This window comes from Nisaea denitrificans DSM 18348, from assembly GCF_000426505.1.
In the GTDB taxonomy this organism is placed as follows: domain Bacteria; phylum Pseudomonadota; class Alphaproteobacteria; order Thalassobaculales; family Thalassobaculaceae; genus Nisaea; species Nisaea denitrificans.
The window spans coordinates 152,151-167,907 of the sequence record NZ_AUFM01000011.1 but is presented as its reverse complement, the minus strand read 5'-3'; the positions used below and the strand labels follow the sequence as shown (position 1 = coordinate 167,907).

14 protein-coding genes are annotated in these 15,757 nt (G+C 60.2%); 10 read left to right on the top strand and 4 right to left on the bottom strand.

Going from position 1 to position 15,757, the window contains the following annotated elements; genetic code table 11:
- The first annotated feature begins 11 nt into the window (after nucleotides 1-11).
- Nucleotides 12-3,137 carry an efflux RND transporter permease subunit gene (locus K328_RS0101550; protein WP_028464459.1) on the top strand — a complete coding sequence of 1,042 codons (3,126 nt, stop codon included), beginning with the start codon at nucleotides 12-14 and terminating at the stop codon, nucleotides 3,135-3,137.
- A gap of 130 nt (nucleotides 3,138-3,267) precedes the next feature.
- The gene (locus K328_RS0101545) at nucleotides 3,268-3,864 is read left to right on the top strand and encodes a hypothetical protein (RefSeq protein WP_156901143.1); all 597 of its coding nucleotides are present in this window, start codon (nucleotides 3,268-3,270) and stop codon (nucleotides 3,862-3,864) included.
- Between the two features lie 24 nt (nucleotides 3,865-3,888).
- Here K328_RS0101545 and K328_RS0101540 read toward each other — a convergent pair whose 3' ends face one another.
- Nucleotides 3,889-4,290: a GFA family protein gene (locus K328_RS0101540; protein WP_036553030.1), complete on the bottom strand. Its 402-nt coding sequence runs from the start codon at nucleotides 4,288-4,290 to the stop codon at nucleotides 3,889-3,891.
- 167 nt (nucleotides 4,291-4,457) lie between these two features.
- Between K328_RS0101540 and K328_RS22085 the strand changes: the two genes are divergently transcribed.
- From K328_RS22085 to K328_RS0101505, 7 genes are all read left to right on the top strand, one after another.
- Nucleotides 4,458-5,483 (top strand): DUF2817 domain-containing protein, encoded by a 1,026-nt coding sequence (locus tag K328_RS22085; RefSeq protein ID WP_051284288.1) that lies wholly within the window; start codon nucleotides 4,458-4,460, stop codon nucleotides 5,481-5,483.
- Between the two features lie 49 nt (nucleotides 5,484-5,532).
- The gene (locus K328_RS0101530; RefSeq protein ID WP_028464456.1) at nucleotides 5,533-6,180 is read left to right on the top strand and encodes a polysaccharide deacetylase family protein; all 648 of its coding nucleotides are present in this window, start codon (nucleotides 5,533-5,535) and stop codon (nucleotides 6,178-6,180) included.
- Nucleotides 6,181-6,498: 318 nt separating this feature from the next.
- The gene (locus K328_RS0101525; protein WP_425411506.1) at nucleotides 6,499-8,166 is read left to right on the top strand and encodes a formate--tetrahydrofolate ligase; all 1,668 of its coding nucleotides are present in this window, start codon (nucleotides 6,499-6,501) and stop codon (nucleotides 8,164-8,166) included.
- An 87-nt stretch (nucleotides 8,167-8,253) separates the two neighbouring features.
- Nucleotides 8,254-9,171 carry a methionyl-tRNA formyltransferase gene (locus K328_RS0101520; protein ID WP_028464454.1) on the top strand — a complete coding sequence of 306 codons (918 nt, stop codon included), beginning with the start codon at nucleotides 8,254-8,256 and terminating at the stop codon, nucleotides 9,169-9,171.
- Between the two features lie 157 nt (nucleotides 9,172-9,328).
- Nucleotides 9,329-9,943, top strand: a complete 615-nt coding sequence (pncA, locus tag K328_RS0101515) for a bifunctional nicotinamidase/pyrazinamidase (protein ID WP_028464453.1) — start codon at nucleotides 9,329-9,331, stop codon at nucleotides 9,941-9,943.
- Nucleotides 9,933-10,673 (top strand): type 1 glutamine amidotransferase, encoded by a 741-nt coding sequence (locus K328_RS22080; RefSeq protein WP_051284286.1) that lies wholly within the window; start codon nucleotides 9,933-9,935, stop codon nucleotides 10,671-10,673. Before pncA ends, K328_RS22080 begins: the two co-directional genes overlap by 11 nt.
- A gap of 79 nt (nucleotides 10,674-10,752) precedes the next feature.
- Nucleotides 10,753-11,493: an SDR family oxidoreductase gene (locus K328_RS0101505; RefSeq protein WP_028464452.1), complete on the top strand. Its 741-nt coding sequence runs from the start codon at nucleotides 10,753-10,755 to the stop codon at nucleotides 11,491-11,493.
- A 55-nt stretch (nucleotides 11,494-11,548) separates the two neighbouring features.
- Here the strand turns inward: K328_RS0101505 and K328_RS0101500 are convergent, their stop codons facing one another.
- Complete coding sequence (locus tag K328_RS0101500) at nucleotides 11,549-13,162, bottom strand: BCCT family transporter (RefSeq protein WP_028464451.1); 1,614 nt, start codon at nucleotides 13,160-13,162, stop codon at nucleotides 11,549-11,551.
- 230 nt (nucleotides 13,163-13,392) lie between these two features.
- Nucleotides 13,393-14,334 (bottom strand): transcriptional regulator GcvA, encoded by a 942-nt coding sequence (gene gcvA / locus K328_RS22075; RefSeq protein WP_051284285.1) that lies wholly within the window; start codon nucleotides 14,332-14,334, stop codon nucleotides 13,393-13,395.
- Nucleotides 14,335-14,454: 120 nt separating this feature from the next.
- On the opposite strand from gcvA, the gene K328_RS0101490 reads away from it, so the two are divergent.
- The gene (locus K328_RS0101490; RefSeq protein ID WP_028464450.1) at nucleotides 14,455-14,730 is read left to right on the top strand and encodes a hypothetical protein; all 276 of its coding nucleotides are present in this window, start codon (nucleotides 14,455-14,457) and stop codon (nucleotides 14,728-14,730) included.
- A gap of 71 nt (nucleotides 14,731-14,801) precedes the next feature.
- Here K328_RS0101490 and K328_RS0101485 read toward each other — a convergent pair whose 3' ends face one another.
- Entirely contained in the window at nucleotides 14,802-15,740 is a 939-nt protein-coding gene (locus K328_RS0101485) for a DUF2806 domain-containing protein (protein ID WP_028464449.1), read from the bottom strand.
- Nucleotides 15,741-15,757: the final 17 nt, after the last annotated feature.

Genomic DNA, 15,757 nt, shown 5'->3' with positions numbered 1-15,757 from the left:
GCAGAGTAGACATGGCAAGTTTCTTCATAGACCGACCCATCTTCGCCTGGGTCGTCGCCATCTTCATTATGCTGGCCGGCGCCCTTGCGATTCCGTTTCTGCCCGTTGCGCAGTATCCGAATGTTGCGCCGCCACAGATCACGGTCAGCACCACTTACCCGGGCGCGACGCCGGAAGACATGTATGAAAGCGTCACCCGGCCGATCGAGAACGAGCTGAACGGCATTCCCGGGCTGCTTTATTTCGAATCGACATCAGACTCATCCGGGCAAATCAGCATCACTGTCACGTTCGAGCCCGGGACGGACATCGCCGACGCACAGGTTGAAGTCCAGAACCGGATCAGCCGGGTCGAAGCGCGATTGCCGGAAACCGTCTCCCGCCAGGGCATGCGCATCGAGCGGGCCGGCACGGGCTTCCTTCTTGTGGTCACGCTCACATCGACGGACGGCACGCTCGACGCCATCGGGCTGGGTGACTATCTCAGCCGGAATGTTGACGGCGAGATCCGGCGGATCGGTGGCGTCGGCAACACACGGCTGTTCTCCACCGAACGATCCATGCGCGTCTGGCTCGACCCGGACAAGATGCTCGGCCTCAATCTCACCACGGAAGACGTTGTCAATGCGATCCAGGCCCAGAATGCCCAGGTCGCCGCAGGCCGCATCGGCGCAAAGCCGGTGACAAAAGACCAGCAGATTGCCGCGAGTGTTCTGGTGAAAGGGCAACTCAAGACCCCCGAGGAATTCGGCGCCATCGTGCTCCGGGCCCAGATCGACGGATCGACTGTCCGGCTGCGCGATGTTGCTCGCATTGAGATCGGCGGTGAGTCCTATACTTCGGCAGCGCGGTTGAATGGACAGCCGACAGCAGCTCTCGGCGTGCAGCTCTCTCCGAGCGGTAATGCCTTGGAAACCGCCAACGCAATCGAAGTCAAGATGAAGGAGCTAGAACGCTTTTTCCCGGACGGCATGGAATACAAGATCCCCTACAACACCGCGCCATTCGTGGAGGTGTCCATCGAGAAGGTTCTCCACACGCTGATTGAAGCGGTTGGGCTGGTCTTCATCGTAATGCTCATCTTCCTGCAGAGCTTCCGCTACACGATTATCCCCACACTGGTTGTTCCGGTGGCTCTTCTTGGCACCTGTGCGGTGATGATGGTGTCCGGCTTCTCGATCAACGTGCTGACAATGTTTGCCATGGTGCTGGCGATCGGCATCCTGGTCGATGACGCTATCGTCGTGGTTGAGAACGTCGAGCGCATCATGAGCGAGGAAGGCCTTTCCCCGCGCGAAGCAACCCGCAAGGCCATGAAGCAGATTACCGGGGCAATCGTTGGCATCACGCTGGTGCTGATGGCGGTGTTCGTCCCGATGGCCTTCTTCCCGGGTGCGGTCGGCGTCATCTACCAGCAGTTCAGCCTGACCATGGTTGTGTCTATCCTGTTCTCCGGCTTCCTTGCGCTGTCCCTGACCCCGGCACTGTGCGCCAGCTTCCTGAAACCGGTCGAGGCCGGTCACTCAATGGCGAAACGTGGCGTCTTTGGCTGGTTCAACCGCGGCTTCGACAAGACTGCACGCGGGTACAGCAGCGTCGTCAGCCGCATGATCCATCGGACCGGACGGTACATGATCATCTATCTGGCCCTGCTAGCTGGGCTTGGGTATCTCTGGATACAGCTCCCGACCGCGTTCATTCCGAATGAAGATCAGGGCTATCTTCTGGTCGACATGCAGGCTCCGGCGGAAGCCAGCGCCAATCGCACACTGCAGGTGATCGAACAGGTCGAGTCCACCTTCATCGGCAAGGAAGGCATCGCCGAGATCGTGACGGTGGCGGGGTTCAGCTTCTCCGGAACGGGTGACAATGCCGCTATCGCCTTCGTGCCTCTCAAGGACTGGAGTGAACGTGGACCGGAGAATTCCGCCACGGCCATCGCCGGACGGGCAAACGGCCAGCTGTTCCAGATCAAGGACGGTCGGACCTTCGCGCTGTCGCCACCGCCAATTCGCGGTCTCGGTAATTCCAGCGGGTTTGATTTTCGGCTGCAGGATCGCGGCGGCCTCGGTCACGAAGCGCTTGTCGAAGGTACAAACCGGTTATTGGCCGAAGGCAGGCAGAGCCCGATTTTGCAGGGTTTGCGCATTTCGGGTCTGCCCGATGCCGTTCAGGTCAATCTCGTCGTCGACCGGGAAAAGGCCAACACCTTCGGCGTGACCTTTGCCGATATCAACGAGACGATCTCGACCCAGCTCGGATCGACCTATGTCAACGACTTCCCGAATGTCGGCCGCATGCAGCGGGTGACCGTTCAGGCAGATCAGAACCAGCGGATGTCCACTGACGACATTCTCAAGATGACGGTCCGCAACACCCATGGCGGCATGGTTCCATTGTCCAATTTCGTAACCGTGGAATGGGTCACGGGCGCGGCCCAGGTTGTCGGCTACAACGGATATCCAACGATCCGGATCAGCGGTCAGGCGTCCGCCGGCTATTCGTCGGGCGATGCCATCGCGGAGATGGAGCGGATCGCCAATGGTCTCGGCGCGGGGTTTGGCTATGAGTGGACAGGTCAGTCGCTGCAGGAAATCCAATCCGGCGCCCAAGCGCCGTTGCTGATCGCGCTCAGCATCATCTTCGTGTTCCTGCTGTTGGCAGCACTCTACGAGAGTTGGTCGATCCCGATCTCGGTCATGCTGGTGGTGCCGCTGGGCGCCATTGGCTCCGTCCTCGCCGTCATGTCGCGGGACATGCCGAACGACGTCTACTTCCTGGTCGGGTTGATCGCCATCATCGGTCTGTCGGCAAAGAACGCGATCCTGATCGTGGAATTCGCCAAGGACCTGCGCGCCGAGGGCCAGTCCCTGTTCAACGCTACCGTCGAGGCGGCCCGCCTGCGTTTCCGGCCGATCCTTATGACGTCCTTCGCCTTCTCCTTCGGCGTGCTCCCGCTCGCCATCGCGACGGGGGCCAGTGCGGCCAGCCAGAATGCCATCGGCACCGGCGTGCTCGGCGGCATGATCTCGGCAACCGTTCTGGCGGTCTTCTTCGTACCGGTCTTCTTCGTCTTCGTGATGACGCTACTTGGACGGAACAAGAAAGTCGAAGAGGCTTCCGAAGCGGCAGAATAGGTCCGCCAAAGAGTTGCTCCCGGGCGGCCGCGCGTCGCCCGGGTCACCCGCCTCGACCCGGCGGCACCGGGAGCTATTCCCTTATTCCTTGATTTGCCGAACCGTTCAGGCTGCCATGGTAAACATGGAGATGAGCCATCATAGACGTACGCAAAAAGCGGCGTTCTCAGGTCCAAGCCCAGTAAAACGAACTCCCGTGGGCGCCGATACTGACAAGCAAGCCATTTTTGTGCGTATGAACCGCCTGTTCAGAATCTGGAACGCTCTTCCAGGCAGCAAAAAACGCAAGGACCTCGATCCGGTAGCGATTGGTGCAGAACTGCTCCCGCATCTCTGTCTCGGTCACTATCTCGGGAACGGCGCAGACTTTCGGTATGACCTTATCGGCTCCGAGATCGTCAAACTAGCACCCCGCCTCTCACCCGGGTCGCTGGCGAGTGACACGATGCGGATACAGAATACCAATCAGGATCACATTCTGACGCTGTTCCTTGAAGCGGGTGTCGAACAGCGGCCAAAAATCCATGAAATCCGCTACAATTCTATCGACGACGTTCCTCTGAGAATATTCGCCGCGCTGCTGCCGCTCGGCCTTCACCAAGACAAGAAGTGTGCGGAGGATCTGTTACTGGCCGTCTGGCGAACCACAGTGACGGGCATTATCGCGAAAGACAATTCAACGGACCTGACAGGAGAATTCCTGCAATTCTCCGGCAGCACCATCTGAAGCGGTCGTCACGCATTCGGTAAACTAGAGATCCGACGCTGGAAACTGCGGCAGGCCGTCCGCGATCCCGTAATAATCGCCCTTGTCCGCGACATAGATGTGACCTCGAACAGTCAATTCTGACGGGCCGTCGAGCGCGCCAAGAGATACCGAGATGCGCGAGCTGTCGGTATCGACGAAGAACAGCGCGGAGCCGCATTCCGAGCAGAAGCCCCGACGCGCCTTGTCGCTGGAGCGGTACCATTTAAGACCGCGGTCTTCAGAGATTCTGAGATCGTCCTTGTTCAGCGTCGAGGAAACCCAGGCTTGGCTGGCCTGCTTGCGGCACATGGCGCAATGGCAGGCTACCGGTTGCTTCATCTCCCCCGAAATTTCGAACCGCACCGCGCCACAAAGGCACCCGCCTGCCCTAACCTGTTCACCCACAATCCTGCTCCCCTAGGCAGTGATGAATTTCATCGCGCGAATGTTCCTTTTTTGTTCCAGATTGTCAATAACCAGCTCAGATTGCCCGCTTGGGCCAATGACCATTGCGCAATGGCATGGGCAAGGCCTAATCATCGAGACGCACCTCACCCTCACGGCCCAAGATCATGCATCCATCCCACAGCCTCTTTTCCGACACCTACTTCACGGCCCGGCAACGCTTCCTGCGAGCTGTCGAGGACAAGGGTTACGCGCTGGAAACCGCGCGCCATCCACTGAGCTCAAGATTTCCGGCCGAGATCGCGACCGATACAGTCAGGATCGGGCCGGACCGCGCGCGCCGGGTGCTGTTCATCAGCTCCGGCCTGCACGGCACGGAACTAACGGCCGGGTCCGGCATCCAGCTCGGTCTGCTGGATGAGATTGAGGCGTGGCTGCCGGCGGATACAGCCGCGGTCTTTATTCACGCCGTCAATCCCTACGGCTCCGCCGCAATGACGCGGACGGACGAGAACAATATCGATCCGAACCGGAACAACCTGATTTCCTTCGACAGCCTGCCGCAAAACCCGGATTACGATGCGCTGCATGACGCGCTCTGCCCGGCAGTCTGGTCGGGTCCGGAACGGGACAAGGCCGAGGCCCGGATCGCGGCTTACATCGCGGAAAACGGCTTCGAGAAGTTCAGCCGGAAAGTTCTGGCCGGTCAGTATACCCATCCGGACGGCCTCTTCTTCGGCGGCACGTCGCGGAGCTGGACGATCGCGAACCTCGCAGGAGTCGTCGCCCGACACGGTGCTGGAGCGGACCGGCTGGCAATTGCTGATCTACATACGGGGCTTGGGGAATACGGTGCTCTGGAAGCGATACGCCGAGACAAAGAGCCGAGGACGGACGCAGCAAGCAGCCAGATCCGTCATGTCGCCTGCGACGTGCTGGACGATGTCGCCTGCCCTTTGAAACCCATCAAGGTCATCCTGGAATTCGGCACCTACCCGGTAGACCACATCGTCACAATGCACAGGGCGGACACCTGGCTGAAATTCCATGGCGATCTGCACACGCCGCTTGGCCGCCGGATAAAAACGGAGCTTCGGGATGCTCTCTTCTGCGACGACCCGGCATGGCTGGAGGCGGTCTATACGCAAGGCGTATCCGGTTGCCGCGCCATCCTTGAAGAGCTTTCCGCCTGATCGAGCGGGCGACGTTGACAATACGAGACCCCGATGCCGGAATGGACCCATGTCAAAACTCACGCTTACCTTCGATAACGGCCCGGAGCCGGAGGTCACGCCCCGGGTTCTGGATATCCTCGCCCGGCGCGGCCTCAAGACGACATTCTTCGTCGTCGGGCAGAAATTGCTGGACCCGGAACGGATGGAACTTGCCATCCGGGCCCGCGAAGAAGGCCACAGGATCGGCAACCACACATTCACCCACACCACACCGCTCGGACAGATGGAAGATCCGTTGGCGGCGGTTGACGAGCTGGAGCGCACCGACGCGCTAGTTGCCAAAACCGGCGAGACCGAGAAACTGTTCCGCCCGTTCGGCGGCGGCGGCAAACTGGGTCCGCATCTGTTGAATCCGCAGGTGGTCGAGTTTCTCCACCGCAAGGCCTATAGCTGCGTCCTGTGGAATGCGATTCCGAGAGACTGGGCCGACCCTGAAGGGTGGGTCGAACGCGCGCTTGGGCAGATAGCATCCCAAGATCATACCTTAATGGTGCTGCATGATCTGCCGACCGGCGCCATGGAACATCTGGACGCGTTCCTTGACCGTGCCGAGGCCTCCGGCGCCGAGTTTCACAACGACTTTCCGCAAGAATGCGTCCCGATGGCTCTCGGCAAGGACATGGTGTCCCTCGATCCCTACGTCGCGGCGGTGTAACCCTCAATATCCCCTAAAGTTTTCCTCTCCCGGTTGCCCTGTCGCCTGCTGGAAGAACCTCCGGCCTCGCGCGACCGTACATGCTCTTATCGAGCCGGATGACAATCACGGTTCAGAACAGGTCGGAAATTTTATAGCGCCGAAAAACCCGGCACGACCAAATGACAACGCAACATTGCAACCCATTTCCGAGGACCGAAAACTTTCGTTTACGCCATCAGGTACTTGGTATACCAATATACCAAGAACAAAGGTGACAGGCCCGTTTCGGGGCCTCGGAAGCCGCACCACGCCAGGGGAGGTCAAAAGACCATGGTCATGTCCGATATTGAAATCGCCCGCGAAGCGAAAATGAAACCGATCATGGAGATCGGCGATAATTTGGGAATCCCGTCCGAGTCGCTTCAGCCTTTCGGCCATACAAAGGCCAAGATCGACCTCGACTACATCAAGTCTCTTCAGAGCCGCCCCGATGGCAAGCTGGTGCTGGTCACAGGCATCAACCCGACCGCAGCCGGCGAAGGCAAGACCACAACGTCTGTCGGCCTCGGTGACGCGCTGAACCGGATAGGCAAGAAAGCCATCATCTGCCTGCGCGAGCCGAGCCTCGGCCCGTGCTTCGGCATGAAGGGCGGGGCCGCCGGCGGCGGATACGCCCAGGTCGTGCCGATGGAAGACATCAACCTGCACTTCACCGGTGATTTCCACGCCATTGCCGCTGCGAACAATCTGCTCGCCGCAATGATCGACAATCACATCTACTGGGGTAACAAGCTCCAGATCGACCAGCGCCGGGTGACCTGGAAGCGCTGCATGGACATGAACGACCGGGCGCTCCGGCAGATCACCAATTCTCTCGGCGGTGTTGCCAACGGCTTCCCGCGCGAGGACGGCTTCGACATCGTCGTCGCCTCCGAAGTGATGGCGATCTTCTGCCTGTCGACTGATCTTGAGGACATGAAGCGCCGCCTCGGCAACATCATCGTTGCCTATACCCGCGACCGGAAGCCGGTCTTCGCCCGCGACGTCGATGCCAACGGCGCCATGACCGTGCTGCTGCGCGATGCCCTGGCCCCGAACCTGGTACAGACGCTGGAAAACAACCCGGCCTTTATCCATGGCGGCCCGTTCGCGAACATCGCACACGGCTGCAACTCGGTGATGGCAACCAAAACCGCCCTGAAGCTGGGCGACTATGTGGTGACCGAAGCCGGTTTCGGTGCCGATCTCGGCGCCGAGAAGTTCTTCGACATCAAATGCCGCAAGGCAGGCCTGAAGCCGTCAGCGGCAGTCGTCGTCGGCACTGTCCGGGCGCTGAAAATGCATGGCGGGGTCTCCAAGGAAGATCTCGGAACGGAGAATATCGCCGCCGTGGTCGAGGGCACCTCGAACATCAAGCGCCATGTGGTGAACACGAAGAAGTTCGGTGTGCCGGTCGTGGTCGCACTGAACCGCTTCATCACCGACACGGATGCGGAAATCAACGCCGTCCGTGACGAGCTGGCCTCCGTCGGCGTCGACGCCATCATCTGCACCCACTGGTCCGACGGCAGCGCCGGCACCGAGGATCTGGCCAAGAAGGTGGTTGAACTGGTCGAAGGCGGCAGCGCCAACTTCAAGCCGCTCTATGATGAAAATCTCGGCCTGCTGCAGAAGATCGAAGCCATCGCCAAGAACATCTACGATGCGGACGGTGTGGTTGCGGATCAGAAGGTGCTGAACCAGATCAAGGATTTCGAAGCGCTCGGCGCCGACAAGTTCCCGGTCTGCATCGCCAAGACGCAGTACAGCTTCTCGATCGACCCGAACGCGAAGGGCGCCCCCAGCGGCCATACGCTTCCGATCCGGGAAGTCCGTCTTTCCAACGGTGCGGAGTTCATTGTTGCGGTCTGCGGCGATATCATGACCATGCCGGGTCTGCCGCGAGTCCCGGCCGCCGAGAAGATCACACTGAACGATCAGGACCAGATCGAAGGCCTGTTCTAATCAGATGCGGCGCGGGGGCATTCCGCTCCCGCGCCTTTCAATCAGCATGTCCGCCCGGGGCGCGCCGGGCGGTGGGGAGGGAGCACAATGCGCATTATCCTGAACGGACAGCAGGCCTTCGGTAAGGCCGCGCTGGAAGCCATTCTGGAAAAGGGCGAAGACGAGATCGTTGCCGTCTACACGGCGCCAGACAAGGAAGGCCGCCCGGTCGACCCGGTCAAGGAAGCCGCCCTTGAGCACGGCCTGACCGTGTGCCAGCCTGCCGATTATTCCCTGCCCGAAGTGATCGAGGAACTGAAGAGCTGGAACGCCGATCTGATGATGATGGCCTATGTCATCATCTTCATACCGGAAGAAGCCCGAAACGTGCCGAAGCATGGCTCGCTCTGCTTCCACCCATCCCTGCTGCCGCTGCATCGCGGCCCCTCCTCCATCAACTGGCCGATCATCTGGGGCGCGGACAAGACCGGCCTCACCATCTTCTATCCGGATGACGGCCTCGACGAAGGCGATATCTGCGTCCAGAAGGAAGTCGAGATCACCCCGGACGACACGCTCGGCTCGGTCTATTTCGACAAGGTCTTCCCGCTCGGCATCGAAGCGGTGCTCGAATCCATCGACCTGATCCGTGCCGGCAACCCGCCGCATACGCCGCAGGACGAGTCCAAAGCCACCTATGAAGGCTGGTGCCGCAAGGCGGATGGCGAGATCAACTGGAACCGCAGCCAGGGCGAAGTCTATAACCAGATTCGCGGCTGCAACCCACAGCCCGGTGCCTGGACGACGCTGAACGGCAAGGAGCTGCAGATCTTCGACAGCCAGAAAGCCGACGGCTCCGGACGGACCGGCCGGATCTGCGCAATTACAGACGAAGGATTCGTCATCAATGCAGGACGCGGCGGCATTCTTGTCCAGCGTGTGCGCTATGACGGCGGCAAGAAGATCTCCGCCAAAGATTTCATCGCCGAACAGGGCCTCGAAGTCGGAGCCCGCTTCGGCACCTGAACACGCGTAACTCCCTGAACGAATTCCACCCCAATGTACTCTCGGCCCCGCCACCAGCGGGGCCGTTCTCTTTTCATGGCCCAGACGAACGGGACGGGTTCTGTTCACACATCTTCATCTCTAGAGTGCCCTTGAGAAGATGGAACGGAGCAATGCCATGAGTGAAACCGCCCTTATCGTGATCGACGTGCAGAACGATTTCTGCCCCGGTGGAGCCCTCGCCGTCTCTGATGGGGATGCCGTTGTACCGGTTGCGAACCGACTGATGCAGTGTTTCGATCACGTGGTCCTGACACAGGACTGGCACCCGGCCGATCACAGCTCCTTCGCCGCCAACAACCCGGGCCACGATCCCTTCAGCCAGATCGACATGCCGTACGGCCCGCAAGTGCTTTGGCCGGTCCATTGCGTGCAGGGCTCCAAAGGCGCCGCCTTTCACAATGATCTCGAGACAGATCGCGCCAATCTGATCATCCGCAAAGGCTACCGGAGCGAGATCGATTCCTACTCCGCCTTCTTCGAAAACGATCACACCACGACCACCGGTCTTGCGGGTTACCTGAGGGAGCGCGCAGTCAAACATCTGGTCATGATCGGGCTCGCCACTGACTTTTGTGTGCGTTTCTCGGCTGTCGACGCTGCAAAACTCGGCTTCAGGGTCACGTTACTGGAAGACGGATGCCGGGCCATCGATCTCGATGGATCGCTAGCCGCCGCCCGGGCCGAGCTGGCAGAGCACGGCATTACAGTGACAACATCCGATGCCGTCTGAAGCGATGCGCGTTCTCGTCATCGAAAATTACAGCGGTACCGATGTCGGCGAAATGGCCGCCACCTTCGCCGAACGCGGCGTCACGCTCGATATCGTGCAGGCTTTCAACGGGACGTCCCTGCCCGCTGCGCCGGACGATCATGACGGCATGATCGTGCTCGGAGGCGATCAGAATGCGCTGGACGACAGCGGCTCTCCCTACTTCCCATCGTTGCTGGAGCTGATGCGCGCCTTCGATACAGCACGCCGCCCGGTGCTCGGCATCTGCCTCGGCGCCCAGCTCCTCGCCCGGGCTCACGGCGGAGGCAATATCGTCGGACAGGCGCTGGAATTCGGTTTTGTCCCGGTCACACCAACAGCCGCCGGCCGCGACGATCCCCTGACAGCCTTGATCGCCCCGGATGTTCCTGTTTTCGAATGGCACATCGATACCTTCACCCTGCCGCCCGGAGCAACACATCTCGCGACAAGCGCCGCATATGAGAACCAGGCCTATTCGGTCGGCGCCGTCAGCTACGGCGCACAGTTCCATTTCGAGGTCGGACGTACACTGGCGGAACGCTGGAGCACGGCGCATTCCGGCTATCTCGATGCGAAGCGCCCCGGCTGGCGCCCTCAGATCGCGAAGGAACTGGAGCAGTACGAAGCCGGGGCCCGGGCCTTCTGCGCCGCCTTTACCGATCGATGGATCGATCTTGTGGCCGACGCACACATCATGCGGAATGCATGAGGGATCCCGCTTGACCGGTAGGAAGGCGACGGCGAAGGTGTGTTAACAATTGCGATGTGAAGTGTAATACGGGCGTCCGATGGGTAAATTCGAGCTAAGAGACAAGATCGTGCTGGTTGCCGGGGCCAGCTCGGGGATCGGCGCCGCAACCGTGGAGCAACTCCTGGGTGAAGGTGCGCGCGTTATTGCCGCCGCACGCCGGATGAACCGCTTGCAATCCCTGGCGAAGGATCGTCCGGGCCACTGCCTTCCGCTGCAACTGGACGTCGCCGATCCGGCTTCCGCCGCCTCGATGGTCGAACGCATGCCCGAAGGCTGGCGCAACATACATGGCGTCGTGGTCTGCGCCGGTCACGATGTCGGTGGCCGGGCACGCTTCGATCAGGCGGATGCGGATACCTGGACGGACATCATCGACACCAATGTGAACGGAACAATCCGGGTTTGCCGGGCGCTGATCGACCAGATGGCAGCGCGCGGCACCGGCCACATCGTCACCCTCGGCTCCACTGCCGGCCTCCGTGTCTATCCAGGGGGCAGCATCTACAATGCCTCGAAATTCGCCGTCCGCGCCTTCACCGACGGTCTCAGAATGGATTTCGCCCAGACCGATATCAGAGTGACTGAAATCCTGCCGGGCCTGACCCGCACCGAATTCGCGGAAAGCCGCTGGGGCGACGGCGGCAGGGCTCAAACCTTCTATGACAATGCCCCGGGAACGCTCATCCCGGAAGACATCGCGGATGCCATCGTCTACGCGATGACGGCTCCGGCAAACGTCAATGTCTCCCAGCTTCTGGTCGAACCGACACGGGCTTGATCTCGTTAAAGAACCGCCGGACCTGCAAGCAGGTCCGGCGGTATAAAGATAACGATCAGCTGCGCGGCTCGCTCATAAGCCCCTTCACCAGCGAGACACAGCCCAGCAGCAGGACCACTGCGAAGGGCAAACCGGTCGAGACCGACGCCGCCTGAAGGGCGCCGAGACCGCCCCCGAGCAGCAGGGCCACGGCGACCATGCCTTCGAAGGTTGCCCAGAACACCCGCTGCGGCACGGGTGCGTCGACCTTGCCACCGGCCGTGATGGTATCGATCACCAGCGAGCCTGAGTCGGACGAGGTAACGAAGAACACGATCACCAGCACGATGCCGATAAATGACGTAATGCTGTGCAGCGGCAGCTGTCCCAGCATGGTGAACAGCTTCAGCTCAAGCCCCGCATCCGCGATCTCCTGATGTCCTGCCTGCAAGAGAGACAGCGCCGTACCGCCGAATGCCGTCATCCAGAGCACGGACACGACGGACGGGATGATCAGCACACAGAACAGGAACTCGCGCACGGTCCGGCCCCGGCTGACCCGGGCGATGAACATGCCGACGAAAGGTGACCAGGAAATCCACCAGGCCCAGTAGAACGAGGTCCAGCCCTGGGAGAAGTTCGCGTCGGAGCGCCCGAACGGGTTTGACAGCGCCGGCAGGTATTCGACATAGGCCAACAGGTTCGCGAAGAATCCTGTGGCAATCGCCAGGGTCGGCCCGACGATGATGACGAACCCGAGCAGCAGGACCGCCAGCACCATGTTGATCTCTGACAGCCGTTTCACGCCGGCCTCAAGGCCAGCAACAACCGATACCAGTGCGAGGACGGTAATGGCGGAAATCAACACAACCTTCGACGTATCTGTCACCGGAGTATCGAACAGGAAATTCAGGCCCGCTATTGCCTGCTCCGCGCCAATACCAAGCGATGTCGCAAGCCCGAACAGGGTCGCGAAAACAGCCAATGTATCGATGGCATGACCTGTCCAGCCCCAGACCCGCTCTCCGAAAATCGGATAGAAGATCGACCGGATGCTGAGCGGCAGGCCCTTATTGTACGAGAACAGTGCCAGGGACAGCGCCACAACGGCATAAATCGCCCACGGGTGGAGCCCCCAATGGAAGATCGTCGCTGCCATGCCGAGCCTATGGGCTTCGGCCGGATCGCCAGCCGCACCGGCAAGCGGTGCCCAGCTATCGGGCGAGCCCGCGCCATCAGCGACGGACGACGAAAAGTGCGAGATCGGTTCCGACACGCCGTAGAACATCAGGCCAATACCCATGCCCGCGGCGAACAGCATCGAAAACCATCCGGTGTAGGAATAGTCGGGCTTTGCCTCGGTCCCGCCGAGCCTGATTCTACCAAGCGGCGAGACAATCAACGCCAGTGTCAGAATGACGAAGATGTTCCCCGCCACCAGGAAAAACCAGTCAAAGTTGGAGGTCAGGGTTGGCCTCAGCCAGCCGAAAAACGCCGCCGCTTGTTCCGGCAGGGCCAGCGTGTAGAAGACCAGCAGGATAATACCGCCGGCCGAGATGGCGAAAACCGGGTTATGGATGTCCATTCCGAACCGGCCGATCTTCGGCTGAATATTGTGTTGACCGATTTCATATTCTGTATCGATCACATTCGCATCCCCGTCAGGGGTGCGGTCTGCTACTTCGCTCATAATGCCTCCCTTGGCTCCCACCGTCGTAGCGGCAGGTCGGATTCATTGAAGTCAAAGTCTGTATCCGGAATAGATCCCGGACCGGCACGTCGTTTTTCACGTGCTCTCTTTGCTATCTATTGTTGTCCCACAGGATGAGTGAGCGCAAATCGGCCCAATGTCCGCTTTGCGACATTATCTCGATCTCGCGCGCCCAAAATGGGCACTAACGGCAATTGACGTGGGTCAGGTTATGGCGCGAGCGCCTTGTCCGAATATGACGCTCCCCCGCCTGGTTGGGCGAGTTCGGCAATTACCCAGGCCTCGAATGAGCGGATCAGAGGATCGGATGATTTCGAGCGCGGATAGACCACGTAGTACCCGGCATCTTCCTCGATTTTCACATCCGAGAGAGCAACCAGCATGCCGCTGCAAAGCTCCGACTCGGCCAATGCCGGCCGCGCCAGGACCACCCCTTGCCCGGCAACGGCGACGTTCAGGATTGACGCCGCGTCATGGAACACCGCACCGCTTCGGAACCGGAGTCCCGGTGCGCCGGCCTTCTCGAACCAGGTCCGCCAGAATTCCGTCGAATCCTCGTGATGCAGAGGCAGGGTGGCAATCTGTTCCGGCGTCAGAGGCAGGTCATCGAGCGTGTAACCGGCGCGCTGAAGCAGGCTCGGGCTGGAAAAAGGCTGCGCGAACCCCTCCATAATCCGCTTCGAGACGGTGCCCGGCCAGTTCCCCCGGCCAAAACGCACTGCCACATCGACACCGTCCGACACGAAATTGGACAGGGTCACGGAGTGATGCAGATGCACCTCGACATCCGGTTCCATCGACGCGAAGGAGCTGAGACGCGGCACCAGCAGCTTGTATGCGACCGACGGCGCAGCGGAGACTGTCAGGACTTTCTGATTGGCATCCTCGCAGACCAGCCCGACAGCACTCGCGATACCGTCAAAAGCCGCAGAGACCGGCGAAAGCAGTTTGGCACCGGCTTCCGTCAGTTTGATTTGCCGGCCCGCCCGGTCAAAGAGCGACAGCCCGAACCAATCCTCAAGCGCGCGTATCTGGTGGCTGACCGCCGCATGAGTGACGTGCAACTCATCCGCCGCTTTCGAAACACCGCCCAGGCGAGCGGCGGCCTCGAAGGCCCGAAGCGCGGTAAGAGGGGGAAGCTGCCTACTCATCAAATGTAAATATATCTAACATGATAGGTAAAAATCAATCATTTGTCCTTTCGGCTTTTCAAAACGATATTCCATACCAACAAGGCATTTCGAACAACAACTGACGTGTGAGGAAAAGTTATGGAACACGCGATGTATCTATTTCTGAACGGTGCCGGCGGCCTGACCCACGATGTCGCCATCTGGAAAGACTATGCCCGGAACCAGACCCGGACACGGAACCATGCTGGGGAGTTCGAAGCAGCTCCGGCGAAATACGCCGGCCTCAGGGATGCGGCCGAACAGCTCCGGCGTCTTTCCCGCCAGGCAAAACTCAGCGCACAGGAGGCGAAATTGCTCTGCCGCGCGCTGACCATCGTCGAATCCGAAGCGAGTGCCCGCGGCCAGACGGCATAGAGCCTCTTGGTGTTTGGCTGCATGTACGGGCGGTGCCAAGGCGCCGCCCGTCTTTTTTGCCGTGTCTGGAATTAGCGTTTCAGCGTGCGCAGCTCGCAGAATGGCGAATGCTTGGCTACGACCGTTTCGGAGGCCCGCGATAGGATATCAGCCTGCGCCACCGTATAGCCCTCGGCCTCGACCAGCTTGACGATTTCCAGCAGATAATCGAGATCCGCTTCCACCCGGGAAAGCCGTCCCGCCGCCCGGACCAGGGCCGTACCGGCTTCGCTCAGGCGGTAGCACGGCAATGTCAGATCCGCTGCGGGGTCATCGTGGCTCACCCGGACAACCTTGTCCGCATAGAGCAGATTGGTCGAGAAACTGTCGGTCTTCTGCGATGAAAAGACTTTGCTGAGGTCGCGATTCGTGCGGAGCAGGCCATATTCCTCAAGAAGCAGAATGCAGTCGCCCGTCAGCTCGCGCTCACCGAAGAACTCATCGGAAAGTCTTACGAGGAAATTGTTGATCCGGAATTTTGCCAGGATGGCGACCCAGCGGATCATTTTGCGATTGAGTGTGCTCATGACCCGAAAGGTGACCTGCGGTACCGTTCCGCTTTCCTCGGCTTCCAGAGTAAGCAGCGCGGCCCACATTTCCTGACCGGCCTTGTCACCGCAATCGGACGCCGCCTCGATAAAGCGCACGCACCAATCCGGATCCACATGCCCGTCCTGTGGTGTGTCGCTCTTGAGCATGGTCAGGGCGAGAGAGAAAATACTCTCGATATTGCGCTGACGCCTAATATCGCGCTCTTCGACCCGGGACCGGGCGCGTTCCGCAAGCCCAGCATCATCGTGGTCATCGCCCTTGCGTACCGCATCCAACCAGGAACGGCCGCTCGAGCCGAGCCCATAAGCCAGCATCTCGCTAAAACGGAGGCAGGCCGGATCATAGGCCTCTACATCCGCGTTCTTCGAGCGGCGCGACCTTGATTTCTCGTCAGAATCCTCGCGGTTTTCTTCTGTCATGACACCGCCTCTTATTC

Coding starts and splice junctions, on each gene's coding strand:
- K328_RS0101550 (WP_028464459.1), top strand. CDS start 12: ATGGCAAGTTTCTTCATAGACCGACCCATCTTCGCCTGGGTCGTCGCC.
- K328_RS0101545 (WP_156901143.1), top strand. CDS start 3,268: ATGAGCCATCATAGACGTACGCAAAAAGCGGCGTTCTCAGGTCCAAGC.
- K328_RS22085 (WP_051284288.1), top strand. CDS start 4,458: ATGCATCCATCCCACAGCCTCTTTTCCGACACCTACTTCACGGCCCGG.
- K328_RS0101530 (WP_028464456.1), top strand. CDS start 5,533: ATGTCAAAACTCACGCTTACCTTCGATAACGGCCCGGAGCCGGAGGTC.
- K328_RS0101525 (WP_425411506.1), top strand. CDS start 6,499: ATGTCCGATATTGAAATCGCCCGCGAAGCGAAAATGAAACCGATCATG.
- K328_RS0101520 (WP_028464454.1), top strand. CDS start 8,254: ATGCGCATTATCCTGAACGGACAGCAGGCCTTCGGTAAGGCCGCGCTG.
- pncA (WP_028464453.1), top strand. CDS start 9,329: ATGAGTGAAACCGCCCTTATCGTGATCGACGTGCAGAACGATTTCTGC.
- K328_RS22080 (WP_051284286.1), top strand. CDS start 9,933: ATGCCGTCTGAAGCGATGCGCGTTCTCGTCATCGAAAATTACAGCGGT.
- K328_RS0101505 (WP_028464452.1), top strand. CDS start 10,753: ATGGGTAAATTCGAGCTAAGAGACAAGATCGTGCTGGTTGCCGGGGCC.
- K328_RS0101500 (WP_028464451.1), bottom strand. CDS start 13,162: ATGAGCGAAGTAGCAGACCGCACCCCTGACGGGGATGCGAATGTGATC.
- gcvA (WP_051284285.1), bottom strand. CDS start 14,334: ATGAGTAGGCAGCTTCCCCCTCTTACCGCGCTTCGGGCCTTCGAGGCC.
- K328_RS0101490 (WP_028464450.1), top strand. CDS start 14,455: ATGGAACACGCGATGTATCTATTTCTGAACGGTGCCGGCGGCCTGACC.
- K328_RS0101485 (WP_028464449.1), bottom strand. CDS start 15,740: ATGACAGAAGAAAACCGCGAGGATTCTGACGAGAAATCAAGGTCGCGC.